The sequence below is a fragment of the Neptuniibacter caesariensis genome (assembly GCF_000153345.1).
Lineage (GTDB): Bacteria > Pseudomonadota > Gammaproteobacteria > Pseudomonadales > Balneatricaceae > Neptuniibacter > Neptuniibacter caesariensis.
Map to the genome: position 1 here is coordinate 1,511,021 of NZ_CH724125.1, position 25,825 is coordinate 1,536,845.

24 protein-coding genes are annotated in these 25,825 nt (G+C 42.7%); 2 read left to right on the plus strand and 22 right to left on the minus strand.

The features are described from left to right. The 9 genes from MED92_RS19085 to MED92_RS07160 form a co-directional block, all read right to left on the minus strand. On the minus strand, positions 1 to 625 hold a 625-nt coding region (locus tag MED92_RS19085; RefSeq protein WP_007020846.1), incomplete at its 3' end, for a cytochrome c1. Further along, the gene (locus MED92_RS07125) at positions 625 to 1,872 is read right to left on the minus strand and encodes a cytochrome b (RefSeq protein ID WP_007020847.1); all 1,248 of its coding nucleotides are present in this window, start codon (positions 1,870 to 1,872) and stop codon (positions 625 to 627) included. The genes MED92_RS19085 and MED92_RS07125, both read right to left, overlap by 1 nt. After that, positions 1,872 to 2,471, minus strand: coding sequence for a ubiquinol-cytochrome c reductase iron-sulfur subunit (petA, locus tag MED92_RS07130; protein WP_007020848.1), 600 nt, complete (start codon positions 2,469 to 2,471; stop codon positions 1,872 to 1,874). Before petA ends, MED92_RS07125 begins: the two co-directional genes overlap by 1 nt. 259 nt (positions 2,472 to 2,730) lie before the next feature. Further along, entirely contained in the window at positions 2,731 to 3,123 is a 393-nt protein-coding gene (gene rpsI / locus MED92_RS07135) for a 30S ribosomal protein S9 (RefSeq protein WP_007020849.1), read from the minus strand. A 14-nt stretch (positions 3,124 to 3,137) separates the two neighbouring features. Then, on the minus strand, positions 3,138 to 3,566 hold the full coding sequence (gene rplM, locus MED92_RS07140; RefSeq protein WP_007020850.1) for a 50S ribosomal protein L13: 429 nt from the start codon (positions 3,564 to 3,566) through the stop codon (positions 3,138 to 3,140). 447 nt (positions 3,567 to 4,013) lie between these two features. Further along, complete coding sequence (gene zapE / locus MED92_RS07145; protein ID WP_007020851.1) at positions 4,014 to 5,126, minus strand: cell division protein ZapE; 1,113 nt, start codon at positions 5,124 to 5,126, stop codon at positions 4,014 to 4,016. A 344-nt stretch (positions 5,127 to 5,470) separates the two neighbouring features. Beyond that, entirely contained in the window at positions 5,471 to 6,181 is a 711-nt protein-coding gene (locus MED92_RS07150) for an LrgB family protein (RefSeq protein WP_007020852.1), read from the minus strand. Next, positions 6,174 to 6,548 (minus strand): CidA/LrgA family protein, encoded by a 375-nt coding sequence (locus MED92_RS07155; RefSeq protein WP_007020853.1) that lies wholly within the window; start codon positions 6,546 to 6,548, stop codon positions 6,174 to 6,176. The genes MED92_RS07150 and MED92_RS07155 overlap by 8 nt, the downstream gene beginning before the upstream one ends. A gap of 7 nt (positions 6,549 to 6,555) precedes the next feature. Beyond that, positions 6,556 to 7,131 carry a TMEM165/GDT1 family protein gene (locus MED92_RS07160; protein ID WP_007020854.1) on the minus strand — a complete coding sequence of 192 codons (576 nt, stop codon included), beginning with the start codon at positions 7,129 to 7,131 and terminating at the stop codon, positions 6,556 to 6,558. Positions 7,132 to 7,382: 251 nt separating this feature from the next. On the opposite strand from MED92_RS07160, the gene prsK reads away from it, so the two are divergent. Both prsK and prsR read left to right on the plus strand, forming a co-directional pair. Next, positions 7,383 to 9,419, plus strand: coding sequence for an XrtA/PEP-CTERM system histidine kinase PrsK (gene prsK / locus MED92_RS07165; RefSeq protein ID WP_007020855.1), 2,037 nt, complete (start codon positions 7,383 to 7,385; stop codon positions 9,417 to 9,419). After that, a complete protein-coding gene (gene prsR, locus MED92_RS07170) occupies positions 9,412 to 10,776 on the plus strand; it encodes a PEP-CTERM-box response regulator transcription factor (protein WP_007020856.1) in 1,365 nt (454 codons plus the stop codon). Before prsK ends, prsR begins: the two co-directional genes overlap by 8 nt. Here prsR and MED92_RS07175 read toward each other — a convergent pair. The 13 genes from MED92_RS07175 to MED92_RS07235 all read right to left on the minus strand — a co-directional run bounded on the left by MED92_RS07175 (position 10,768) and on the right by MED92_RS07235 (position 25,825). Then, positions 10,768 to 11,676 carry an ExeA family protein gene (locus MED92_RS07175; protein WP_007020857.1) on the minus strand — a complete coding sequence of 303 codons (909 nt, stop codon included), beginning with the start codon at positions 11,674 to 11,676 and terminating at the stop codon, positions 10,768 to 10,770. The genes prsR and MED92_RS07175 overlap by 9 nt on opposite strands. A gap of 16 nt (positions 11,677 to 11,692) precedes the next feature. Then, positions 11,693 to 14,062, minus strand: coding sequence for a tetratricopeptide repeat protein (locus MED92_RS07180; RefSeq protein WP_007020858.1), 2,370 nt, complete (start codon positions 14,060 to 14,062; stop codon positions 11,693 to 11,695). A gap of 43 nt (positions 14,063 to 14,105) precedes the next feature. Further along, positions 14,106 to 15,671, minus strand: a complete 1,566-nt coding sequence (xrtD, locus tag MED92_RS07185; protein ID WP_007020859.1) for a VPLPA-CTERM-specific exosortase XrtD — start codon at positions 15,669 to 15,671, stop codon at positions 14,106 to 14,108. Continuing rightward, a complete protein-coding gene (locus MED92_RS07190) occupies positions 15,640 to 16,161 on the minus strand; it encodes a glycosyltransferase (protein ID WP_007020860.1) in 522 nt (173 codons plus the stop codon). The genes xrtD and MED92_RS07190 overlap by 32 nt, the downstream gene beginning before the upstream one ends. Next, positions 16,158 to 16,601, minus strand: coding sequence for a glycosyltransferase family protein (locus MED92_RS07195; RefSeq protein ID WP_007020861.1), 444 nt, complete (start codon positions 16,599 to 16,601; stop codon positions 16,158 to 16,160). The genes MED92_RS07190 and MED92_RS07195 overlap by 4 nt, the downstream gene beginning before the upstream one ends. 11 nt (positions 16,602 to 16,612) lie before the next feature. Further along, the gene (locus MED92_RS07200) at positions 16,613 to 17,485 is read right to left on the minus strand and encodes a glycosyltransferase family 2 protein (RefSeq protein WP_083774906.1); all 873 of its coding nucleotides are present in this window, start codon (positions 17,483 to 17,485) and stop codon (positions 16,613 to 16,615) included. After that, the gene (locus MED92_RS07205) at positions 17,439 to 18,398 is read right to left on the minus strand and encodes a glycosyltransferase family 2 protein (protein ID WP_007020863.1); all 960 of its coding nucleotides are present in this window, start codon (positions 18,396 to 18,398) and stop codon (positions 17,439 to 17,441) included. Before MED92_RS07205 ends, MED92_RS07200 begins: the two co-directional genes overlap by 47 nt. 16 nt (positions 18,399 to 18,414) lie before the next feature. Further along, a complete protein-coding gene (locus tag MED92_RS07210) occupies positions 18,415 to 19,938 on the minus strand; it encodes a hypothetical protein (RefSeq protein WP_007020864.1) in 1,524 nt (507 codons plus the stop codon). Then, positions 19,935 to 21,296, minus strand: a complete 1,362-nt coding sequence (locus MED92_RS07215; protein WP_007020865.1) for a hypothetical protein — start codon at positions 21,294 to 21,296, stop codon at positions 19,935 to 19,937. Before MED92_RS07215 ends, MED92_RS07210 begins: the two co-directional genes overlap by 4 nt. Next, positions 21,293 to 22,615 carry a hypothetical protein gene (locus tag MED92_RS07220; protein ID WP_007020866.1) on the minus strand — a complete coding sequence of 441 codons (1,323 nt, stop codon included), beginning with the start codon at positions 22,613 to 22,615 and terminating at the stop codon, positions 21,293 to 21,295. Before MED92_RS07220 ends, MED92_RS07215 begins: the two co-directional genes overlap by 4 nt. Before the next feature lies 1 nt (position 22,616). After that, positions 22,617 to 23,837, minus strand: coding sequence for a Coenzyme F420 hydrogenase/dehydrogenase, beta subunit C-terminal domain (locus MED92_RS07225; RefSeq protein ID WP_040661642.1), 1,221 nt, complete (start codon positions 23,835 to 23,837; stop codon positions 22,617 to 22,619). Further along, positions 23,827 to 24,369 carry a CatB-related O-acetyltransferase gene (locus MED92_RS07230; RefSeq protein WP_007020868.1) on the minus strand — a complete coding sequence of 181 codons (543 nt, stop codon included), beginning with the start codon at positions 24,367 to 24,369 and terminating at the stop codon, positions 23,827 to 23,829. Before MED92_RS07230 ends, MED92_RS07225 begins: the two co-directional genes overlap by 11 nt. A 70-nt stretch (positions 24,370 to 24,439) precedes the next feature. After that, positions 24,440 to 25,825, minus strand: a complete 1,386-nt coding sequence (locus MED92_RS07235) for an oligosaccharide flippase family protein (RefSeq protein WP_007020869.1) — start codon at positions 25,823 to 25,825, stop codon at positions 24,440 to 24,442.

Here is a 25,825-nt window from a genome sequence, read left to right on the forward strand (position 1 = left end):
TGTCGAACTCTTCTGGAGACAACTCGCCAGTACCTTCTTGAACAGATGCACAATTGCTCAGCGGTGTATTTGTCAGCGGATCAATTTCATTACCGCCACTCATACCATGCAAATTCATGTCTTCCCAAGAACAGTTTGCTGTAACAACACCCTGTAATGGACCCAACACGTTAGGCATACCCACATCTTTAAATACTGCGTTGTTCACGCCCCATGGACGGGAATCATCAGCATAGAAGCTGCGCAGGTAAGTGTACAACCAGTCAGGACCACGCAGACGCGCTTCCAGAGTCAGATCTGGTGGAGGGTTACCGAACCACTTACCAGCATCCGCTTTAGACATAGAGATTGTCATCTGCTCACCAACCTTGGTATCACCAAAGATCATGTGCTCAGCTACAAGCTCAGGGTTCATACCCAGATCCACTGCTGCACGCTCATAGCGCTGATATTCAGCAGAGTGACAGCCCAAGCAGTAGTTTACGAATGTCTTCATACCACGCTGCAGAGATGCCTGGTTATGCAGATCAACATCCATCTCATCTAGGTGACCTTTAGCGCCACCTGCGGCAAATGCTGTCATCGGCAGCATCGCCACTACTAATGCAATAAGAAACTTTTTCATTAGCCTGTAACCCTTTCTGGAACCGGTTTAGTACTTTCCATTCTGGTGTAGAACGGCATCAGGAAGAAGTATGCGAAGTAAAGCGCAGTACAGATCTGAGCCACCAGTGTACGAGTCGGTGTAGAAGAAACAACACCCAGGTAACCAAGGATGACGAAGCTCACACAGAAGATGACCAGCATCACCTTACTCATCCAGCCCTTGTAACGAATAGACTTAACAGGGCTACGATCCAGCCAAGGCAGTACAAACAGGATAGCAATCGCTGCACCCATCACAACAACACCTGGGAACTGAGAACCCAGAATTGGCGGAATCGCACGCAGCATCGCGTAGAATGGCGTGAAGTACCAAACAGGCGCTATATGCTCAGGCGTTTTCAGCGGGTTAGCAGGCTCGAAGTTAGGTGCTTCAATCAGGTAACCGCCACCTTCAGGGAAGAAGAAGATAACCGCACAGAACACAAACAAGAACACAACCACACCCACAATATCTTTAACAGAGTAGTAAGGGTGGAATGGAATACCATCAACAGGTACGCCGTTCTCATCTTTGTTGTCTTTGATCTCGATACCATCTGGGTTGTTAGAACCCACTTCATGCAGAGCAATAATGTGCAGTACAACAAGCGCCAGCAGTACGATTGGCAGAGCAACAACGTGCAGAGAGAAGAAACGGTTCAGAGTGATACCTGAGATCAGGTAGTCACCACGAATCCACTCAGCCAGCTCAGGACCAATGTATGGAACAGCAGCAAACAGAGATACGATTACCTGCGCACCCCAGTAAGACATCTGTCCCCATGGTAGCAGGTAGCCCATGAATGCTTCAGCCATCAGCGCCAGGTAGATTGTCATACCAAACAGCCATACCAGCTCACGAGGCTTACGGTATGAACCGTACATCATGCCACGCAGCATGTGCAGGTAAACAACTACGAAAAATGCAGACGCACCGGTGGAGTGCATATAACGCAGCAACCAACCGTATTCAACGTCACGCATGATATATTCGATAGACGCAAACGCACCTTCCGCAGAAGGGTTGTAAGACATAGTCAGCCAGATACCCGTCAGGATCTGGTTAACCAGCACTAACAGTGCCAGGGAACCAAAGAAATACCAGAAGTTGAAGTTCTTTGGTGCGTAGTATTTAGACAGGTGATCTTCCCACATTGCTGTCGCAGGGAAACGATCATCAATCCAACCCATGATACCTGGGTTTCCTTTATTACGAGTGCCAGCCATTATGCAGTCTCCTGATCTACACCAACGATGATCACATTGTCGCTCTCATAGTGATGAGGCGGGATCACAAGGTTACTTGGAGCCGGGGAAGCATTCATTACACGACCAGACAGGTCAAAACGAGAACCGTGGCATGGGCAGTAGTAACCGCCAACCCAGTCTTCACCCTGTCCTGAAGCAACACCCACCTCAGGTAGGTATGTCGGAGAACAGCCCAGGTGCGTACAGATACCAACCAATACAGCGATATCTTCACGTAGTGCACGCGCTGGAGTTTTTGGAATGTAATCAGGCTGCTGTGCCGCATTTTCCGAATTTGGATCCTGCAGGTTATCTAGCTTAGCCAGATTCGCCAGGGCTTCTTCGCCGCGGCGAACAATCCATACTGGCTTACCACGCCATTTAACAACCGTCTGCTGACCAGGCTCCAACTTACTTACGTCCACCTTAACAGGCGCACCAGCAGTTTTTGCCTTTGCACTTGGGTTCCAGGAAGCTACGAATGGGACAGCTGCTCCTACAGCACCAACCGCACCAACTGCGGATGTAGCACCGATCAGGAGACGGCGCCGACCCTTATTCACGCCATCATTGCTCATTAAGATTATCTCCCCTCAATCGACCTTATTTTTTATTTCAGCAGGTGCTGAAATAAGCTGGCCGCTAAGAATTGTAAAGCTACGAATTCGTCTATCTTAAAAATGGCCCAAATAGTAAAGAAATTACCCCTTTCTTACAAGGTGAATTACCGTTTTTCGGGGCAAGTTAGGCCAAAGTATTGACTTGATACATGGCAAAAAAAAACGCCTGCTCCCAAAGGAGTAGGCGTTTTTTCTGAATCCGGATTTCTCGGCGAAATTAACGCTTGGAGAACTGTGGCTTCTTACGTGCTTTACGCAGACCAACTTTCTTACGCTCAACCATACGAGCGTCACGAGTAACGTAACCCGCTTCACGCAGTGCTGGACGCAGAGTCTCATCGAATTCCATCAGGGCACGAGTGATACCGTGACGAATTGCACCAGCCTGACCGAAGCCGCCGCCGCCTTTTACAGTAACCACAACGTCGAAAGCTTCCAGATTGTTAGTCAGTTCTAGTGGCTGACGAACGATCATGCGAGCTGTTTCACGACCGAAGTACTCTTCGATAGCTTTGTTGTTAATTGTGATTGCACCTGTACCTGGACGCAGGAAAACACGAGCAGTAGAAGTTTTACGACGACCTGTACCGTAATACTGTGTAGTAGACATGATTTTCCTTCCCCTTAGATGTTCAGTTCTTTAGGCTGCTGAGCCTGGTGCGGATGTTCTGCACCAGCGTAAACTTTCAGCTTAGCGTACATAGCGCGACCCAGAGGACCTTTTGGCAGCATGCCTTTAACAGCCAGCTCGATAGTGCGCTCAGGGAAAGTTTCTACCATTTTTTCGAAAGAAGCTTCTTTCAGACCACCTGGGAAGCCAGTGTGGTGGTAGTAAGTTTTATCCTTACGCTTGTTACCAGTAACGCCTACTTTCTCAGCGTTAACAACTACGATGTAGTCACCAGTATCAACGTGTGGAGTGTATTCTGGCTTATGCTTACCACGCAGACGGCGTGCAATTTCAGTAGCCAGACGACCCAGAGTTTTACCTTCTGCGTCAACAACGTACCAGTCGCGTTTTACTTCGGCTGGCTTAGCGACGAATGTTTTCATCTGTATAGCCTTTTACTTGGCTCAGATCTCGTTGATTTTATTAATAAAATCGACCGATCTGACTTATAATTATTTGTTGCCTCAAGTGACTTAAGACAACTCTCTTTGCCCAAAATTTAAGCAAACCTAAACTTTGGGAGCGCGCATTATATATATGGTTACCAGATGCCGCAAGGGAAAAAGCAACCAGAAACACAATAAAACCAGATTCAAATCGCGACGGGGGTACCTGCCTCGAAAATCGGCGCAAGATGCACCACCCACACAGAGGATTCACCCTATGAACGGCAACTCAACGCGATTAACTGACATAAACCTCGCCGCGAGGGCGCGCCTCCTACATCGAATAGCTCCTCTGGGAGCGACGTTGCTATGCCCCTTGGGTACCCTCGTCGCGAAAAAAATGCGCCATAAGGCGCATTTTTCAATATTTAGTCTCAGCTTGCTTTAAGCCCTATGCTCGCGAGCCAGGTACTCATGCGACTGCATCTCTAGCAAACGACTCTGAGTTCGTTCGATTTCGAACTCCAGACGCCCTTCTGAATAGATCTCATGGATAGGCTTCTCAGCACTGATGATCAGCTTAACGCCGCTATCATAGAACTCATCGACCATATTGATGAATCGGCGCGCCGCATCATCATTTGAGCGACCAAGCTGCGGTACGTTACCCACCATTACAGCATGAAAAATCTTACCCAGCTCGATGTAATCATTCTGTGAACGAGGTCCTTCACACAGTTCCTTAAAATCAAACCAGACAACGTCTTCACAGCAACGGCGTGTTTGCATATTACGGCCATTGATATCCAGAACCTCAGCTTCAACCACCTCTTCCAGATCAGGTGCAAGGCTTTCAAAGCTTCGGTTAAGGCTCTTATCTGCCTCATCATCTAATGGGAAGTGATAAAGCTCAGCCTGCTCCAATGCTCGCAAACGGTAGTCGACACCACCATCCACATTTACAACTTCTGTGTAGCGATTAAGCATATCGATCGCAGGAAGGAAGCGCGCACGCTGCAAACCGTCCTTATAAAGCCCATCAGGTACAATATTCGAAGTCGCAACCAAAGCCACGCCATTTTTGAATAGCTCTTGCAAAAGACCACCCAGAATCATGGCATCGGTGATATCTGTAACAAAGAACTCATCGAAACAGATAATTCTTGCTTCCTGAGCGTATTTTTTACCAATCTCAACTAACGGGTTAGCCGTACCATCCAGTTCTTTAAGCTCAGCATGTACACGCTGCATAAAGCGGTGGAAGTGAGTACGCATCTTCTGCTCAAACGGAAGACTGTCGTAAAAAGTATCCATCAGGTAAGTCTTACCACGACCTACCCCACCCCAGAAGTACAAACCTTTAACCGGTTCTTTGACCTCCGGCTTTTTAAGCTTGCTCTTCAGGCGTCCCATCAAACCAACTTTAGGCGCTTCTTTCTGCGCTGCGACAAGATCATCATAAAGACGCTGCAAATGCTCTACAGCCATCTCCTGGGCTGGATCATAAGAGAAGTCATCCCGCTTGAGGTCTTGCTTGTATCTTTCTAATGGAGTCATAAGAGAGTGCCAGTTTGATCTACTTTTTAAACAGCGCGAACTTTACCGGCGAAAGCACCATTTAGCAAATGCAACATAAGGAGGGGGGTTTATTTAAGAGTCTAGGAATGAGCTTAGAGAAGCGAGTAAATCATCTCGCCGCGGGGGCGCGCCTCCTACAAAAAAATCACCACCCAGCGGAGAGGCATTTGCTATGCCCTAAGAAGAAGACTGTGGGAGCGACGTTGCATGCCTCTTGGGTGCCACCGTCGCGATTAATTAGCATAAGCCTCGCCGCAAGATGCGCCTCCTACCACTCACTCCCTGTGGGAGCGACGCCCTCGTCGCGATTAATAGTTAACTGATCACAACCCCAGCAAAGGCACCAAAACAGGCAACATAAACGCCGTAAATGCCCCGGTCATCCCCATAGCCAAGCCACCAAATGCACCTGCTACCATACCGTATTCAAAGGCAAAAGCCGTACCCATGGCATGCGCGCCTACACCGAGCACAAAACCTTTCACCGACTCATCTTTTATACCCAGAACCCGATAAACGAACGGCGCAATCAAACAACCCATGGCCCCTGTTATTAATACCAGACCTGCCGCCAACGAAGGAAAGCCCCCCATTTTCTCAGCCACAGCAATGGCAATCGGTGAAGTCACCGACTTAGGGGCCAGTGTTAGCAACAACTGATCACTCAAGCCAAACGCAACACCAATCATGATCGCTGAAACAGCGGCTACGATTGCCCCAACAACACAACCCACCAGCAGAGGCAGCAACAAACGTTTAACAGTCGCCAGGTTGTCATAAAGCGGGATAGCTAAAGCAACAACCGCAGGCCCTAAAAGCAGATGAATATACTGCCCACCCTGCATATAAGTCGGATAATCAGTCTCGGTAAGCTTCAGTACAACAATGATCAACGACAAAGAAACCAAAACGGGGTGGAGAAAAGGAGTTTTACCCGCTTTAGCATTGACCCATGAAGCACAGAGAAAGACCACCAGTGTAACCACCAGCCATAACACAGGGAAAGATTGGAAGTGATTCCAAAACTCAATCATCGCCCTCTCCCGAATTATTACCTGATACTGCCTTTTCTTTCGAAAGCAGCTTCAGTAGCAAGGCCACAACAAACATGGTTACCAGGGTGCTCACAAACAACGCAATCAATAATTCCCCCCAATACACAGAGAGCAGCTCAAAATGAGTCATCAAGCCTACGCCCGCCGGCACAAGCAACAAAGGCAGCACTTTAAGTAATCCCTCTCCAGTCAGGCGAAGCCCCTCAGGTACCTCCCCCCGGATTATCAGCCCAATGAGCAACAGCACCATACCAACGACTGAGCCAGGGATAGGCACCTCCAATAGCGTCACCATCAACTCCCCTAAGAGCTGACACACCAACAAAATCAGAAACCCATGAACCATACTCACCTCAAAGCACCAACTGAGCTAACTGCCAGAAAGCGATACCCGCAAAAATAATAAAAAGCACACCCGCACCGCGATGTATCCACATAATGGAAAGCTTTTGGATCAACACCCGACCTACCCATACGCCCAACAAGGTAGTTACACATAAAGCCGAGGTTCCTGCGAACCAAACCACCCAGGTGTTCTCAACCGCAGCCAGCCCCGCAACAGACAACTGGGTTTTATCCCCCAGCTCCGCAAGGAAGATCAACGTAAAGACCGAAAGAAGAAGGTGCCTACCCATTTTAAGCTCGCCTTCGTCCTCCTCATCCTCCGCTCGGAGTGACTGAATACCAAATATCAAAAACAATATCCCCACCAGCCCAAAAATCAAAGCATCAGGAAGATACAGGCTGATTGTCGCTCCAAACAGAACCGCCAAAAGGTTTAATGCAGAGAAAGCAGCGATACTTCCAACCAGAACAGGTAACGCACGGTACCTGGCTGACAAGGTCATGCATACCAGTTGGCTTTTATCACCAAATTCCGCAAGAAAAATTAAAAGTGCAATATTTAGGTAGGTTACAAGCAAATCCATCAGGGGGTATCTGAATAGTTTATCTTTGAGACTGCAACTTTATATTTATTTCACTTAGAAACAATATAATCCGACAATCTTGATGATATAATCCTATCTCAAACAGTGGATGTACAAACCCTAAAGGGTATGAGCACTATATAGAATTATAGGGATATATTGCTATGAATAAGCAACGCTTACTATTATTTTCTTTTTCACAATCAATTCCAGGCAATTTCAATCTTTAGATCCACAAAGAATCTTCAGATATGCTGTCTTGGATAACTCCCTTTTTTGGTGCAAGTATTATTTCTGTATCACTTGCATTCGTATTTGCTATTCAGTTTTATCGCAAACGTAGCTGCTATTCCCTTACACTGGCTGCACTTTTCAATTCATTTTGGCTGTTTAGTCTATCCCCTTCTGACGGAAACCTTAATTTTCAGGGTAGCCTAAGTCTTTTTTTCGAGTGCATGCACTACAGTATCTGGATACTGGCAATATCACGCGCCTTCCCTGAATCCAGTTCACAAGAACAACTAAAAGTTCATCAAAGCATTTTCTGGCTTGCCTGGGGTATTACCCTATCTGTTTGCTTACTCCCTTACCTTGGTATAACAATCAACCCCGCTTTAGGCAGTCTGCTAGCACTGGGACTCACTTTTTCCACTATTTGGTGCACAGAAAAGCTTTATCGCTTCAGCAGTCATGACAGGCAAATTAAAATGCTGAGTATCAGCATAGGAATTCTGCTCTTCTATGATCTGTTTTATCACTCTTACTCAATGTTTGATTCCAGTAATAAGGTAGAATTAACCCACTTACGCGCATCCGTGTATCTAGCGGCCTGCTTTATAATGGCCATAGGTTTGATGGTTCTACCTGGGTCACATGAAACACCCCCTTCTACGATAAAACTATCTCAGAAAGCCGCTTTTTATGGCTCAACTCTTTTAACGTCTGCTCTTTTATTAACCCTGATTTTTCTGGGTGGATACTATATTCAAAGCCTAAGCGGAAGCTGGTTAAACACACTGTTTATTTTTGTAACTTTTACGGCCGTTTTTGCCATCGTAACGGTTTACACATCAAGAAAAGTTCGCGCAGAAATAGTTGTATTTATTAACAAGCACTTTTATAGCCATGTATACAACTATCGGGAAGAGTGGCTAAAAATCAGCAATATCCTTTCTCAGAACAGCGATAGATCTCCCTATGAACTTTCGCTAGAGATCATGACAAAAGCATTTAATTGCGATCACGGCATGATCTGGGTGAAAAGCGACTCTAGCTTTACCCCCAAATTTTCTACGAAAGACTTTGGTGATATCAATCTGCTTGCGGAACCAGCAGACTCAGAATTTGTAAACTGTATGATTCATCATGATTGGATCTTTTACCCTGCTGCGACTTGCTCTGAAGAGATAGGAGCACACAATAACTCACTACCAGCATGGGCGCCTGACATCCCAGACCTATGGATTATCTCGCCCCTTTTAACCAATAATGAAGTCATTGCTTTTGTTGCGCTAACCCGTATTCAGGACCAACGCCCCACCTGGGAGGATTTGGATTTACTCAGAACAATCGGCTCACAGCTAGCCGCCCACATTAAACTGCATATACAAGAAGAAAAGCTGGAAGAACAATTGCAGCTCAATGTCTATAACAAGCTGAGCTCATTTGTTATGCACGATCTTAACAACCTGATTGCTCAACAAGATCTGGTCGTTAAAAATGCAGATAAGCATATTTCAAATCCCGCTTTTGTTGCCGACGCGATCAGCACTGTTCAAAACTCCGTAAAACGGATGAAAGCACTGTTATACAAGTTAAAAAGCAATAAACCTGAAGATCTGGAACAAACCAATCTTCAAAAGGTTATTAAACAGGCCATACAACACAATATCAATAACACTCCTCATCCTGAATTAAGCTATTCCGGAAGCGATTTCACTGTTCTGGCAGATAAAGAGCGGTTGATGATGTCTATTTCACACCTCATTAAGAATGCTCAAGACGCCACACCGGATGACGGCAACATTTTCATCGATGCAACCCAAACCGGAAACAAGATCTACCTTGTAATCCGCGATACTGGCGTGGGTATGAGCTCAACCTTTATACGAGACAAACTCTTCAAGCCTTTTGAATCCACAAAAACAGACCTTGGAATGGGAATTGGTGTTTATCTGACCCGTGACTACATACAGCAACTGGGCGGAAACCTTGCAGTCAGCAGCCAACCTGGTAAAGGCACCACTTTCAAAATTGAGCTAGCACATTTTAGTGATACATATGAATAATATTGATCAACCTACAATCCTAATCGTTGAAGACGATGAGGGACTATTAAAGCAGCTCTGCTGGCACTTCGACCAATATGAAATAATTACAGCAAGCACCCGCGCGGAAGCACTAACGGCAGCTAAGCAGTACACCCCGACCATTATTTTACAGGACTTAGGGCTTCCTCCTGACCCTGATGGAGTCTCAGAAGGCATGAAGTGCATCCAATCATTACTTAGCCTTCAACCCAATTGTAAAATTTTGGTCATGACAGGGCGCTCAGAAGAAAAAAATGCTCTGAGAGCAATTGAATTAGGGGCTTATGACTTTTTCCCTAAACCAATCAACACTGACACACTCGATCTAATTATTGAGCGAGTTATTCGAGTTCATTCGCTCGAAGAGAAAAACAGACAAAAACGTATATCATCTTCAAGCAGCATCCCAAACCTTATTACCGCAGATCCAACCATGCTGGATGTTTGTAATCTAGTAAGAAAAATCGCCCCTACACCTATTACATGTACAATTCTTGGCGAAAGCGGTGTGGGCAAAGAAGTAATCGCCAAAGCTCTTCACAACCTTAGTGAGCGGGCTGATAAACCATTCATGGCCATTAACTGTGCTGCAATACCTGACAACCTCATGGAAAGCGAGCTATTCGGTTATGAAAAAGGTGCGTTTTCAGGCGCGATAAAACAAACCATAGGGAAAATAGAAGCCGCTGAAGGCGGCACACTCTTTCTTGATGAAATCGGCGATATGCCGCCAAGCCTTCAGGTTAAGCTATTACGCTTCCTTCAACAGCGAGTGATACAACGCGTAGGGGGAGTAAAGGAGATTGAGATCGATGTCCGGGTTGTATGTGCCACAAACAAAAATCTCAAGTCCATGATCGAGTCAGGCGATTTCAGGGAAGACCTGTTCTATCGTATTTGCGAAATGGAGATAGACATCCCTCCCTTGAGAAACAGACAAGGCGACAAGACTCTTTTAGCACGACATTTTCTGGATCGAGTAAATCAGGAAAACAACCTGAATATCAAAGGATTCACTGAAGAGGCGCTCAATGCCATTAATCAGTATGACTGGCCCGGCAACGTCCGCGAAATGGAGAATCGCCTAAAAACCAGCGCTATCATGTGTAATAACAATTATCTGGGTATGGATGAACTGCTTATAGAGCAAAAAGCAGAAGGGGTATCAACCGACCAACTCAAAACGTTAAAAGAAACTCGAACACATGCTGAAATTGGGGCTATAACTCAAGCCATTGCCGCTACTAATAATCTATCAGCAGCAGCAAAACTTTTGGGTATTTCAAGGCCAACCCTATATGACATGATTAAAAAGCATGAGATCCCTCTAAGCTGAGGTCAATGCGTCTAATCGTTCAGAACCTAAAATGGAGTTTTGAGAAGGGAGTTTGGAAGCTCCCTTCTTTTTCGGTTCAAAGCCCAGAGCTAGCAAACCACCCTCAGCCCTGTCTTTTATAACACTCACGATGTAACGTTCATCAATTTCCTGTTTGCCATCAGCAAAACCATAGGAAAGCACTGTATCGCAAATCACATTAATGACCCGCGGAACACCATCGCTTAAGTAGTTAATCATGCCCAGAGCTTTGACTGTAAATAAAGGCTCTGAACGGCCTACCGCTTTAAGGCGATGCTCAATATATTTAGCCGTTTCCCCCCGATCCAAAGAAGGAATATGATAATCAACAGCGATTCGCTGAACAAACTGCCGTAAGTTGGGGTGTTTTAGCTTATCCCGAAGTTCAGGCTGACCCACCAAGATAATCTGCAACAACTGGTCTGCACCAAAGTTCACATTGGAGAGAGTTCTCAGTTCTTCAAGCAAGCTCAAAGAAAGATTCTGCGCTTCGTCTACGACGAGAATAACCGTATGACCTTTACGTTTCGATTTTATAAGGAAGTTCTTAAAAATGTCATACTGCTTAATCTGACTTTCCGCGCTGTAATCTAAGCCAAAAGCATGTAATACCCAGGGTAAAAGGTCACCCATATTTTCGTGAGTATGGTTGATACACCCCAGCACCTGCCGAGAGCCTATGCCCTCTAAAACACGGGCCAGGAGAGTTGTTTTACCACAGCCAATTTCACCCGTAATTACAGTAAAACCGGCCTGGTTCAACAACCCATACTCAAGCATAGAGTACGCCGCAGTATGCACCCCCCCCATATAAAGAAGTCCCGGGTTGGTTTGCAGGGTAAACGGTTTTTCTTTGAATCCGTAAAACGCTTCGTACACTGAATTACCTCTATCGCTACATCTGATCTACGATTTTAGACACTTCATCTTCCCACAAGTGCGTTTCGCTTTTAGCAAGTTCCAATGCTTTTTCCAGTTCTTGCTTAGCACGAACAGATTCGCCAGCAGCCCTATAACTCATTCCCAGATGATATCTAAATTCAGCAAATTCAGGCATAGCTTCAACCGCACTTTCATGATAATAAAGAGCATTATTAGTGTCCCCTTCTAAATAGTAGATCCAGCCGAGGGTATCTAAAAAGTATGGAATTTTAGAGTTTCTAAAACGCTTTGCTAAAGACTTTGCACGCTTGAGATCAAGATGTTCATCGGAGGATAGAATTACTGCAAGATTATTTGCAGCAATATCAAAATTGGGCTTTTGTAATAGTAGCTTTTCGTAGGTTTTAATCGCACCCAAGAAGTCACCTCGATTCTCCTGCAGACCAGCTTTGTAAAGTTCAAGTGATAGACTATCATCAACGTTTACTATCCCTCTATCTAAGACTTCTAAGGCTTCACTTATTCTGGATTCCCTACTTAGAAAGCCAGAAAGTTGTCGATAAAAAGTTCCTTCTTTAGGATAGTTGTTCATACCTTCAACCAGCAGTTTCTCCGCTTCCTCCCTTTTATCAATAAGGAAGTAAACCTGAGCTAGCAAAGATAGAGCCTCCCTGTTATCAGTATCTTTTTCTAATACGGACTTCAAAAAGCTAACCGCATTATCTATTTGCTTTGCCGCCACATATGAACCAACAAGTGCTCTCATAGGCTTTACTTTACTCTGAGAAGCCTCATACGCGCGCTCAAAAGCCTCAATACTCTCTAAATTCCTCTTTTGGCCCAGCAAAGCTGCCCCACGTATCTGTTCAGCTTCATCCGCTTCAATATTCAGTTTATCGATACGATCTGCTATTGCTTGAGCTTCACCCCATTTTCTTAGCGTAAGCTTTACCTGAGCGGATATTTTGAGAGCATTGATATCACGTGGATTAAGATGGAGGTATTTTTCAATTACACTTTCTAACTTCGTATATTGCCTTTGCGATAAGAGGATCTTTGCATAAGACTCAAGAATCAATTTATTACCTGAGTCTACCTCATAAGCCTGACTATAGTGATCGAGTGCTAGCTCAATTTTACCTTGCGCCTCATGAGCCTGGCCCAATAAGCCTAATATAACACTTGATGAAGGGTTATCTCGCAAGACTTCCCGAAGAGTGGAAATAGCCTTAGCTAAATCCCCCTTTACCATTGATCTTTGAGCATTCAATACGATAGCTTCCTGATTGCTTTTATCCAGCACTAATACCTGCTTAACGTATTGGTCCCCAGAAGAAAGATTTCCTGCTTGATATTCAATTTTTGCCAGATGATTTAAAGCTTTTAAGCGAGCTTCCTGGTTGCTGAAAGCTGCAATTTTCAAAAGCAGCTCTTTCGAGTCATTCCCGTGAGGGGATTGCTCGTAAAGCTCAACTAACGCAAAATTAAGTTTAAGATCTTCAGGATGATAAATAAGTTCCTGCTTAATTAGCGCTACCGCCCTACCAAGCCCATAGAACTCCTTTAAAAAATTAGCATAAGAAAGTTTAACTTCTATATTATCTGGCAAGTCAGTCAAGGCTCGTTGCAAAACCTGATCCGCTTTTTCCCTTTCCCCGAAAAGAAGAAACTGTTTTGCCAAAGCCAAATAATATTTTTCGTCTTGAGGATACTGTTTAATTAACTCTTCAAAGGTTTGAGTCGCTCCGGCTAAATTTTTCTGCTCATTAAAGGCTCTTACCTTCATAAGTTGAACAAGAATGTTATCTTGCTTGTCTGCTTCATTTAAATAATCCAAAGCACCTAATGAATCACCTGCCTTCAAGCGCTCTGAAGCTAGCAATAATATGGCATCAATATTCTCAGGATCAATTTTCAGGGACTCAAGCGCTTCTCTGACTCCCCCTTCAGCATCGCCTAGTTTAAAAAGCACAACCGAGTGAAAAGACCTTACTTTTGCGGAACCAGGTGCGACTCTCATTGCTTTTTCACTACGCTCCAGTGCTTTATCCAATTGCTGGGCCGTTAATTCAATTCCACCAATTGCAACTAACGCATCCACGTGATCAGGCTGAAGCTCTATCACACGCTCAAGATACCTATGAATTTTTGCCCAATCTTTTTTTTGCTCAAACACTTTTGTAACTTCGTAAAGCGCCTCTACATGATTAGGATTTATCTGCAATGCATTACGAAACTCTATATGCGCAGCTTCATAATCACCTTTTGCGATATGCTCTTTAGCATTGGCAACATATACAGCGACCTTTTCATCCGCAGACTGGCAGGCAGTCAATGCCAGACAACTAACGAGCATCAACACTTTCAATTTCTTATTAAACATATCCTTCTCCGGGCTGGAATTAGCTAGCCGTCCTTTAAATTCGTCATTGGGGTAAAAAATGTCCGATGGAGCCTGACATTCCCCTTATAAAATTTTGCAACTGGATATCAGCCGCCAAAAAATCCTGATCACTTACAACAATATTGACTCGAACCAATGAACCATCTGAACGGTTTTGCATAACCGCATTTTTGATCAGAGAAGCTCTGGCCAAATACTCATTGGTATATGAAACGCCCATCTGATCGATCCAGTAATAAACCAACTGAGTGAGTTCGCCTTTACGGATAACCACCCTATTCACCTCAAGGTCACCACCATTGAGGTTAAAAGCCTCTATACGCTCATCCTCAACAACCCACCCGCCTCCGGGGATGCAGACTTTAGGGGAATGCAAAGCACTTCCATCCTTTTGTTGCGCGTAATAGACCATATATAACCCAACTGGGTTATCCACTTTGTTGTGATAGCTACCAATGAAGTAATCATCTGGTTTGAGAATATCCAGCACATCCTGGCCAAAGGAATCTAAAACAACATTACGACCATCAATCCGCATGGGAAACTCAGCGAATAAGCTGCGCTCGGGAACCCTTAACTCTGAATTAAATGCGAGGTAGAGTGCACTACCGCCAATGAAAAAGGTCAGAGCAATTGCACTTAAACATGAGCGCAAAGAGAGCTGACTAACAACGCTTTTTTCAGAAGATTCAGTGGAACTAAAATCAAAAAGGTCATGAAGCGAACCTTTTCGAATAAAAATAGCTTTAAACAACCACACCTCTGCCATAAGGCAGACAAAAGCAGCAAGAAAAACTACCCATCCTTCGAAATCGTGTAAAAAACCTTCTGCTACTTCATTTCCATACTGATTTACTAAAACTCCGGTAATGGCTATCCGCAGGCTGTTCATAAAAATCGTGACCGGAATGGTGGATAGCACAATAAATGCCTTGAACCAAAGCGGAGTTTTTAGAAAATAGGCTACAAGTAAAGAGATACTAAGTAAGGGATAGAGATAACGAAGGCCACTGCAGGCTTCAACCACTTGAAGCTTATAGGTCCCCATATCAATAATGTTACCCTCCAGAAAAACAGGAATGCCAAAAAAGCGTATCAGTCCGGTACCCAATTCAGAAGAAACAAGCTGCAAACCCGCTGTTAAGGAGGAAATCAGAAGGTAGGGCAGTGGAATCACTAGAAATAATAACAGCAGAGGAGTTAGGGCTATTTTTAGAAAACGAAAACCACCGTACAAAAGTATTAAACCGGACAATGCTATACAAAAGCTGTAATGCTTTATCGACTCGATATCCGCTAACGTCGCCGCTAACAAAAGAGACAACGCCGCCAACAGCATAAAAATACCAAAGACAGAAGATTGCAGGGGTTCCTTCGCTAAAAACGGCAACTTCCTGTATATCATGTACCCCACAACAAAAGGCATGAACAAGCCATGGCCATATTCAGGGCTATTCCACCATTGCTCGAACAAATTAACCAGACTTGGCGCATAAACGCAGAAAACTAGTGCGCCTAGCGCAAAGAAATAGCGTGAGTCTATGTTTTTCGCTGTATCAGCGGGCTTTGTTTCCGTTTGTACAGTCATGACCATCAAAATCCTTTTTCAGAAAATCCTGTATTCTATTTACCAGACCTGATGAGACTTCAAGTTTTACTGCTTCATCATTCTCGCTACGCTTTAACAATGTTTCCATCACTGCAAAAAAATCTTCATTCGAGTCGACAATATTAACGCTAGGCAGTGTGCCAAATTGTTTAGCCGTCGCCAGTTGGTGATCATTTCGATGCTCACCCTTTGCCGCATGGCGAGGCATTAACACCAATGGTTTAGCATGTTTAACACCGGAGATAATGGTGCCCATACCCACATGACCAATAATTATATCAGCGCGGGAGAGCCAATCATCATACTCTGTTGGCGACATGCTGATCGTAGTTCTAAAGTGCGAAGGCTTATACTTGGTCTGTCCAACCTGAGCAAACACTTCTTGATCAGGATGTTCAGCCACCCATGCATCGACAGTCTCTAGCAAGCGTTCGAAAGGTAACTGTGTACCGACAGTGACAAAGATCATATTACCGACCCCGCATATTCCGGACCATCACTACCAGCCAAATGCTCCCACTGGGTGAGATACAGGTCTGCATAAGGCTTAACCTTCTGCCCACTGAGCGAGAGCTGCTCTGAATTAGCAATGCTATCGACCCATATAGTTCGGTAACCAAGCTTTTTACCCAACACTATAGCAAACAGGCCAACGGAAGCGCCTGTAGATAAAACCACATCCGGCTTAACCTTAAGCAAGGTTTTTAAAACGACAAAGGCCTGCCATAACAGCTTAAGCTTATTCCATCGGGATGCATCAGGTATATAGTAGAAAGGTTGCCCCGGATGGTGCTCATGATAGCTTTCCTCTGTAGAAGCAAAATGAAGCTCACAATCCTGAAAAGAGGATTTTAAACGGCACATCTGCACCCAATGACCGCCCGACGAAGATATGAGTAAAACTTTCATAAAAAATCCTTTTAACTCTTAGGACGAGAAGACTCATCCCGCTCCCATGTAGAGTAATCTCTATTCCTAAGCCGCTTTCGAACACCTAGTCGTATTCTGAAGTTGACATAGACATAAACGAAAATGCTAGGCAACAACCACGGAGATTTTGCGATCAACCCGACTAAACTGCCTGAGGAGTTATCCTGCGCATAAGCTAACTCAGGAAACTTCTCTTTTAGCTCAACATTCCCAAAACGGGAGCGGGTTTTTATTTTGATCAGGTCTCTCAGATTAAACGGAGCAATCGCGGTAAAACTGCAATCATCAGGAACTAGGCGCTCATCTTGTGAAAATTGCGCTCTAACAAAAGCATCGTCTGCAATAATCTGAGGAAAATGGTGAAAACGGCTTCTTGCCTGTTCAGATAAGCCGAAAACCCCTCCCAAACGAGATGCATAATAAGGAAGTCGCTTCCAGACTCGATGATATGCCTTAACTGGCCAACTAGACCTGGATTCATCAATAATCATTCTCGGCGCGACAGCCATCGCTCCGTCATTACGTAGATAGGAGGCAATCCGTTCCAGTTCAGCCCCTGTAATAATGAGGTCCGAGTCAACATATATCCGTGGAAAAGCACTAACCTGTAACTCAGCAAAATTGATTGCATTTACTTTAGAAGGGACATCAAGCTCATAAACTTCTACTTGCTTAAACGCCCTTGCGAGCTCAGCTGTATTATCAGAGCATCCATTGCAAACAACAACAATCTCCACATCTTCGTTCAACCCTGTTGTAAGTGCGTCAAGGCAGCGTGTAATCACAGCACCTTCATTATGTGCAGGTATCACAACACTAAACATTGCTACTGACTCCAGCAGGTTTAGAGTAACTGCCAGCATATCCCTTGAACCATATTTTTCGTCGTTTCCAGACCTCCTTCCATGAAAGAAGGTTTTTTGAGCCAGGTTTAACAATTGATAAAGCTATGATTCTGGTCAAGACCCATAAACCGAGCATTAATTTTCCTAACGGTTGTTTCCAACGAGGCCAATAACTTTGAATCAACTCCGTTTTAGCCGTTAGAAGCCGCACCATCTTATCGGCACGTACGCCTTCAGATGCACCGCCATAATGAATGATGGTTGCCTCAGGGGTGATCATCGGATTCGCGCCAAGTTGCCTTGCACGCAGACACAGGTCTGCATCTTCAGCATACATGAAAAATTTTTCATCAAACCCTTGCAATTGCTCCCAAAGGGACCTTTTTATAAGAAGAAAGCAACCACTTACAATGTCGACCTCTCTTACGGAATCACGCTGCCAGCCACCAAACTCCTCAGAATTAAAAAAATCTGTCTTTTTAAAAATCGCAGCCAAGCCTGAGGCACGACAAAATTGATTCCATAGAGTCATACGTCCAAAGCAGGACAAAGGATTAAGAGTACGATCGCCATATAAAGTCCGCCCTCCCCAAATTCCTGCCTCTGGGTTATCTTTGGCAAATGCAAGAAGTTTATCGATTGCCCCGTCTAAAACCACAGTATCTGGATTAAGAAGAAGGATATATTCAGCCTTGGATTCTTTAGCAGCAATATTATTAGCCAATGCAAATCCATAGTTGATATCTGAATTGATTAAATGAAGATCAGGAAAATTAAACTTCAATTGATCCATTGAATTATCAGTTGATGCATTATCAAAAACAATCAGGTCTTTAGACGACATATCCGTCTGATCATAGACTGACTCCACCGCCGCAACAGTCAACTTAGCTGTATTGTAACTTACCAAAACAATGGTTAATTCGGCCATCCTTTTCCCCTGACAATTACTGTCTTCTCAAATTCAATGTGTCACTATTTTGAATATAGCTTTCATCTTGTGTTGATGTACTGGCATTGTTCCAATCGCCATAGTAACTTTTGTAAACCGAATCCAAAAACTTAGAACCTAAAACATATTTTCTCGTACCGTATTTAAACGTAGGATAATACAACCTGATAGTTTCTAACCCTGAACCATTTAAACTTTCATCAATCCACCTATCTAAATAAAGATCCAAAGCGTTTGAAGGCCAGTATTTCTCAGCCCCTATGATCCTGGAAGCCAAAGCCATCCCGAAATGAGGTTTACTATCACAACATAACCTATAGGTTTCCTGCTTTATTCCACCTCCATTTGTCACTTGCTTCCATTCTGATGGGTGAAGATGATCATGCTCTGTCGTACCATGCTTTTTCCTAAATAAAACCTTGTAACCATTCCAGGAACCGTTGTTTTTATTAAGGTTACTCGAAATAGAGCTTGTCCTATTTGAATAAAAATAGAATTTATCCGCAGCACGACCAAGTGTTTTTGATTGACCATCCTTCCATACCGAGGCCATATCATCATCTTTTAGCAAAAGCCCTGTAAAAATTGACTGAAATTCAAATGTTGCGCTATCTGCACTACCATTAATAATTGTGTAGTAGTGATCGATCCCTGTCTGAATATAACGATAAAGTAGTTTCTCTGTAGCTTTATCAGTTAAAAGTATCAGGGAAGCATCAGATAAAAAATTGCCTACTTCTCGATGGTAGTTAGGCATATTTTCAACAGGATGCATTTTACGAGCCGTCCAACCAGGCAAGTGCATCAACCATGGACGCTCAAGCCCGCGTTCATAATATGAAACATTTGGCATATAGGAGGGTGACTTTATCTTTTTATAATAAGTTTTATCAATATCAGAAACATTATAACTAACCTTATTGTTTCCAATATAGGGAGGTCTAAAACTGCCTATTTTAGGAACTTGAGATACTACAGTTAAAACTGACGCCCCCATTAACTCAGCATGACCGAGCCCCTTAGTTGAGCGATACCACGAAGGAAATACTCTGTCATATTGATTCAAATCATTTTCAGTCTTACTAATAGTACTTACTAATGAATCACCACCATTAAGGAGAACAGGGAATTTAACCGCCAAATTGGATTTATAGGCATATATATCTGCATCATATGCTTGAGCACCTACGGTTGGGTTAACCATAGAACCATTTACCCCATCGTTTGGTATGGGAGTAACTTTTTTAATAGTTACACCTGTCCCTTTATCTAAAACCCAGAAATCTCCATTAACATATTTGCCGTAAGTTACCGGTTGATCGAAGTACCACGTTATACCATTCTTTTCTAAAGAATATGTGCCAAACGATGGAGCTTCACAGAAATCAAGCATCCCTTCATCTAAAGCCAATAACCGCTCTTGACAGTCCCGATCACACTCCTCACTTAGGCATTCACCTGAAGCATGCAATGAGAGCAATAATATTAGCAACGCACTTAGTGTATTAATTATCTTCATTTTAGACACCTCGCCTTTAATGACTTGCACACCCTAACTAAAAATTTTGGTATTAACTTAGTAAGGAAATGAGTAGAACGGCTATACCTGATATCAGCATAAATAGGGGACAGAACCCTGGTAACATCGTAATGCCAATCATTTTTTCTCAAATCAGAATCAGGAAGCGCTCTGATATATTCGAACAACTGTCGAGAAGCAAAGGGCGTAAAAGATGAATAAATCATCGAAGAAGCCCCTTCCCCGATACCCATCCACCTCCCTCCTCTTTGTTCAAGATACATAAGATTACATTTATCCGTATCGGATATACCTTCAGGCAATGACCGTAACCAAGTACGTATTCCAGAAATTTTGTCCTCAGATAAAGAGGTAAAATCAGAAAGCAAAGACTTTTCATCACAATGGGAATCGGCATTGATAGGCCAATAGTAACATTTACCAATTGCACCGAGATTTCCATTTATATGAACCAGCCCTTTGTCTCTAAAACCAGTTAAGCTGGAAATAATTGTGCGCCTAGCACCTACTGCATATCCACCTGAAATAGCGTCATAAATATGAAGATCATCAACTGTTGGATTAATGATTGGTAGAAATCTGTGAACAAAACCGTTTTTTTGACGCAAGCGAGTGACAACATCAATATCATCACTTGCTACACCTTGACCAGTTAGCGTAAAAAATTCTGGCTTTTTCTGTAGTTGCTCACACGCAGCTAAAATAACCCTGCTGTCACGCCCCCCCGTAAGTGAAGCGATACAACTGTATTTGCTACTAGCAAGGGAAATGGTCTCTTTGATATGAAGAGCACATTTCTCAACCCCAACATCCCAATTCAAGTTACCATGACCAGATTCGGGCCAAAAGCGTGAAACCAGATTGTTATTCAAAGATAGCGAATGATTCGCCATTAGATATCTAACTCCTCTCAGAGGAGTCACATCTCCAGTGAACCAATCATTTTCTAAACTGAAATTATCCTTTACACCATCATTATAGTACTGTGGAAAGAAACTTAGGGATGATGCGATCACTCCTTTCCCGTAATAGATATTCATTAAACCGGCTGGATCAGTATATATCTCAATATCATCGTTATAGCACCTGATAACACAATAGCAACCTACACATGAAAACAGCCATTCCTTAAAATTGAAGCCCTCTGAGTTTAGAAGTTCTTGAGGATATACAATTGCCCCTAGCGTGATGATTAGATCACCATTCCTATTGAACTGTTCAAATTTAGTTCGCTTATCAAAATGAAGATAATATTTAGAGTTAATTTTCTGTATTAAATCTAAATTATAGCAATTTAATTCATTCGCACTTATAAGCCACTGAGAGGGATAGTTCACAACAGCGCCCCCTTATTAAGTAAGGCTTTATCATTTTCTTTTTTTCGCACATAAACACTATGCAAAAGCATACAAACCACAATAGAAAAAAGAAAGTTAAATAAATAAACCGCTTGTCCAAAATAGGACACACCCAAAAAAGACACACAGCTCACAGACATCGCACTAAAAACACCCCAAGAAAAAACCTTATATTGCGAAACCCTAACGATAAAATATATTTTTTTATAAAATAACCACAATAAACAAACAAACAAAAACAAGCCTAAAAATCCACTTCTCACACCCACAAGAACAAACTGATTAGTTAAGTCCTGAGCCCCAAAAAACCAATGCGCTGTGCTATTTGTTCCTAAAAGAAACCATTCATGGCTGTGAGAAATAAACTTATCAATAAGCATATATCTGAAATGTGAAGTAGACCCCCCTACAGCCCCAATACGTGACAGCAAATGCCAAACGGGCGCACTCATAACCATATGGAGACAGACAAGGCACGCTAGCCCAGAATAAAAAAGCAGCTTTATATGCTTACGAACTAGGTATAAGCTCATGAAAAATGGCGCACTAAGCAAAGCTAACAAGGTTGTACTTGAAGCAGTTGTTACTACAATAAAAAAGGCACAAACACATGCTAGTAAGTATTTTTTCTGTTTGAATTGGATATACATAGAAAGAAATACTGGGAACAAAATTGCCCAAAAGCATCCGGCTATTATAGGGTGTGGAAAAGGCCCCTGACATCTCAAGCGGCCTTCTCTAATTTTAGTAAATTCTGGAACCCCACCTAGAACTGAAAAAAAGTTTCTTCCTGTAATAGCTTCAACTATAAAAAAACAACAAACGGGAATACTTAACAACGAAAGAAACCTAAAAACTTTAATTACATCGGGGGTTGTCCTGGCAACACTCCGGACACAAAAGTATAACAATATAAGTTCTACCCCCTTAGCTATTGGGTCACCCAAGGAGCCACTTGAATAAGCGTAAATCAAAGAATAAACAACAGTATAAATAAAAAACAAAACATCAAATGGCTGGACCACAAAGAATTTATTCTCTCCTTTCATTAACACTCGAATAAATAATGTTAATATCGCCAACCGAAAAAAATTAAAATCAGCACCTGCTACAACTATTCTCTGTGCAGGGGATATAAAGCATAAAAGCAGAAAAAAAGGTTGAAGTACCTTATCTCTATTAAATGCTAATATTGCCAGTATGCTTATCCCAAGCACAAGAACCCCAATAGGGTGTAAGGTTGTATTTCCAACCCACTCACCTTGTCCGAAGTTCTCAGGCATCACTCGAATATTCATATCAGCGTCTCAAACGCCTATATAATTTTCTTTTATATATTCGCTTAAACGTCCCCGCAAAAGAACTGAATTTATCTCTATAGTTCAACTCTGACCACCAAAATTGAAAGAAGCTATACCCTTGATACTTTGGTATTTTGCAGCCACTAAGCCTTAGTGCGAATAAACGGCCCAACAACGCCCCTCGGGCTTTTAACAAATTCGGCTGAGAAAGGGGAAGAATATTTAAATCTTCTCGCTCAAGCGTTATATAACCAGAACTTACAGCTTTATGCAGAGCTTCACGCCCCCTTTCAGTCCTAACAACAATCATAGATTTGCCCAGATCACCTTCCTCTGGGGCATTATGCCAAGGGTCTCCAAAGGAGATATCTGAAAACTCACCTGAATGATCTGGACAGATATAACATCTCCACTGCCGGTATTGTTGCAAATACCCCCAAGAATCTGCGTATGTTAGTTCTTGGCATTGACCATCAGTTTTTATTGCACGCCATAAACCTGGCCAACCTTCTCCACGATATTTCAAGCTTTTAAGATAGTTAATAGCTATGCCTTCCCTCTCTACCAATGAAACATTCCCTTCAGAAGAAGGCGTTCCGGCACAGAAAAAAGATATATTGAGAGCAACCTTACTTGCTAAAACATCATCAGTGTTTGTCCTAAGTCTGAGAGCAGCTGAATCACAAGGCTTGCCAATAAAAACTGATGAGCCTTCATTTACAAAAATCTCATCTACTCCCTCACAAGGGCTGGAGGCACAATAACGTGATCCACTATGATCTAACAATTCTTTACTTGATTTACTGACAACTGTTTCAGTTCGACATGCAGAACTCTTATTCTGTCCAGTATGAATAACTCTTGTCGCGGAGTGACTATCCAATAAATATGATGCTAGTGCTGTAATCCCACCACCACTCGAGGCTTTATACCTTATACCTTCATCAGAAGCGTACCCTTCCCAGACTTCTAGCACTGGCCCCCAAGCATCGAACAATACCTTAGAACTATCTGGCAAGTTATCTGGTTTACTACGTTGCAAACCTGCACCTGGGCAATAATCTGGGACATGTTGATCTATGCTTTTTCCATCTGGCCTTTTTCCTAGATCGATGACCTCTATCATCTGAAGGTCATCCGTTTGCACCGCACACATTCCACAACCGGCGCAAAGCTGATAATCAACAACATCCTTGATTGTCTTGATCTCACTTACCATATCCATTTCCATTAGCTTCAAAGGCGGACTTATTATTGATAACGTCTAAAATATCGAGCGGCTCCATTTCCCACCATACATTACCTTGAATATGCATGGCTTTTTCCACATCACGCTGGCCAATTTCTTTCGCAGGATTACCAGCAATTACAGAAAAAGGTTCTACATCCGATGTAACAACAGCTCCGGCTCCAATTACTGCGCCATTACCAACAATTCTACAACCTGGCAGAATAGTTACATTGGCTCCGATCCAGACATCATTACCAATCACCAGCGGGTTTTCATCATTATTAGGGATCGTGTCCAATTTCACATAGCCAAGCATCGAATTATAGAAATATGGGTGAGTACTAAAGGTATCTAAAGGGTGATTCCTTCTGAATATTTTCAACCCTTCTGCTATTGAGGTATACCTGCCAATTATTGTTCCTCGAGGCAAAGCGTCTTTTCGTAAAAAGCCGTAGCTGTGCATACCTACTTCTACAGCATGAAATCTCATAAGCAGCTGACGAACAATCTCAGATTTCATTTGTACTTCAATACTATGTTTAGCCCAACAAAGAATGATCTTTCTTAAGAACGCAAACCGCAATATAAACCTAAACACAACAGACTCTCTTTTTATAATCAAAAAACAAATACAAAAAACCCAACAAAGATAAAACCAAAACCAAAATAGCCATATAAAACATAGCCAAAAAGTCATAAGCTTTTGGCACAAAACCTGTATAGCCTAGAACCACAACTAAGACCAAAAAAGCAAACAAACAATAATCAAATCTGCCAATATTAATTTTAGACCCTCTATAACTAACAAAATAATACTGATAAGAAATTGCTAATAGTTCTCCAAGACCAGCACTAGCCGCCATATATACTGGTGAAACCCCAACGCTAGCAAAAATAATAGCAACCAAAAAACCTATCCCTCTTACTACATTTGAATAAAGAATAGATTTTGTATTTGCCACACTTGTGGCGATTACAGCAGGGGCAATCCTAATTATTCTAAATGAGTGAACAACACCAAGCACTACCAAAAAAACTGCTCCTGAATGATATTTTTCTCCAAAAACAGCTCTATATAAAAACTCTCCTCCTACGCATATAAAGAGAACATAAATAAATGCCATAAATATGCATATTCTAACCAGCAGCTCTCTATAGTAGAAAACCTGACCTCCACGACTTAATAGCGGCAAAAAAAGAGAATTAAGAAACTTACCTAAAATCACCGTCGGCATAATTGATATAGAGAAGGCAGCACTAAACAATCCCAGCAAGGTCATATCATAAAAAACAGAAAGCAATGCACGATCACCCTGCATAAAAAAGTACAATAAAAAACCATTAACCATCAAAGGCCAGCCAAAAACAAAAATAGACTTCAATATATCTAAATCAAAGCAAATTGAATATCTATACAACTTCAATATATGACTCAAAACGACCTGAAAAATAACCTGAAATAAAATCAAATAAAGATATAATGTAAAATCCTTAACGAACTCACTAATCACAAAGAAAAGAATAAAAGACAACAATTGAGGTAAAAGCTCCATTATCGAAGTTTTAAGGAAAACAGATTCCCTTTGCTCCGTAACCGAACTCCAATTCCTAAAACCTCTTATTACAGGAACAACAGATAACACCTCAAAAGCCCATTGAGCCTCCCCTAATTTAAAAATATTTGAAAGAAGTGGCGCCAGCAGATAGAGCCCCATCCCCAAAAACAAACCTTTAAATAACTCAAAAAAGTGGACATTCGAAATAAACCTTCGTCCGCCGCCTCTTTCATCCTGAACTATTTGACGGTCAACAGACAGATTGCTTAACATTTCCAGAAAAGTTAAAACTAAGACAAAAAGCGCTCCAATACCAAAGTCTTCCGGCATCAATAATCGAGCGATAAGAATATTTCTTACCAATGAGACCATGGAGCCAATAAGATTAGCTCCGAGCAATAAACTTCCCTGCTTAATCAT

Coding starts and splice junctions, on each gene's coding strand:
- rplM (WP_007020850.1), bottom strand. CDS start 3,566: ATGAAAACATTCGTCGCTAAGCCAGCCGAAGTAAAACGCGACTGGTAC.
- MED92_RS07150 (WP_007020852.1), bottom strand. CDS start 6,181: ATGATTGAGTTTTGGAATCACTTCCAATCTTTCCCTGTGTTATGGCTG.
- MED92_RS07180 (WP_007020858.1), bottom strand. CDS start 14,062: ATGTTTAATAAGAAATTGAAAGTGTTGATGCTCGTTAGTTGTCTGGCA.
- MED92_RS07155 (WP_007020853.1), bottom strand. CDS start 6,548: ATGGTTCATGGGTTTCTGATTTTGTTGGTGTGTCAGCTCTTAGGGGAG.
- MED92_RS07160 (WP_007020854.1), bottom strand. CDS start 7,131: ATGGATTTGCTTGTAACCTACCTAAATATTGCACTTTTAATTTTTCTT.
- xrtD (WP_007020859.1), bottom strand. CDS start 15,671: ATGACTGTACAAACGGAAACAAAGCCCGCTGATACAGCGAAAAACATA.
- MED92_RS07205 (WP_007020863.1), bottom strand. CDS start 18,398: ATGGCCGAATTAACCATTGTTTTGGTAAGTTACAATACAGCTAAGTTG.
- rpsI (WP_007020849.1), bottom strand. CDS start 3,123: ATGTCTACTACACAGTATTACGGTACAGGTCGTCGTAAAACTTCTACT.
- MED92_RS07195 (WP_007020861.1), bottom strand. CDS start 16,601: ATGAAAGTTTTACTCATATCTTCGTCGGGCGGTCATTGGGTGCAGATG.
- MED92_RS07125 (WP_007020847.1), bottom strand. CDS start 1,872: ATGGCTGGCACTCGTAATAAAGGAAACCCAGGTATCATGGGTTGGATT.
- MED92_RS07190 (WP_007020860.1), bottom strand. CDS start 16,161: ATGATCTTTGTCACTGTCGGTACACAGTTACCTTTCGAACGCTTGCTA.
- MED92_RS07225 (WP_040661642.1), bottom strand. CDS start 23,837: ATGGTAAGTGAGATCAAGACAATCAAGGATGTTGTTGATTATCAGCTT.
- MED92_RS07230 (WP_007020868.1), bottom strand. CDS start 24,369: ATGAAATCTGAGATTGTTCGTCAGCTGCTTATGAGATTTCATGCTGTA.
- MED92_RS07220 (WP_007020866.1), bottom strand. CDS start 22,615: ATGAATATTCGAGTGATGCCTGAGAACTTCGGACAAGGTGAGTGGGTT.
- zapE (WP_007020851.1), bottom strand. CDS start 5,126: ATGACTCCATTAGAAAGATACAAGCAAGACCTCAAGCGGGATGACTTC.
- MED92_RS07235 (WP_007020869.1), bottom strand. CDS start 25,825: ATGATTAAGCAGGGAAGTTTATTGCTCGGAGCTAATCTTATTGGCTCC.
- MED92_RS07200 (WP_083774906.1), bottom strand. CDS start 17,485: ATGCTGGCAGTTACTCTAAACCTGCTGGAGTCAGTAGCAATGTTTAGT.
- petA (WP_007020848.1), bottom strand. CDS start 2,471: ATGAGCAATGATGGCGTGAATAAGGGTCGGCGCCGTCTCCTGATCGGT.
- MED92_RS07210 (WP_007020864.1), bottom strand. CDS start 19,938: ATGAAGATAATTAATACACTAAGTGCGTTGCTAATATTATTGCTCTCA.
- prsR (WP_007020856.1), top strand. CDS start 9,412: ATGAATAATATTGATCAACCTACAATCCTAATCGTTGAAGACGATGAG.
- prsK (WP_007020855.1), top strand. CDS start 7,383: ATGCTGTCTTGGATAACTCCCTTTTTTGGTGCAAGTATTATTTCTGTA.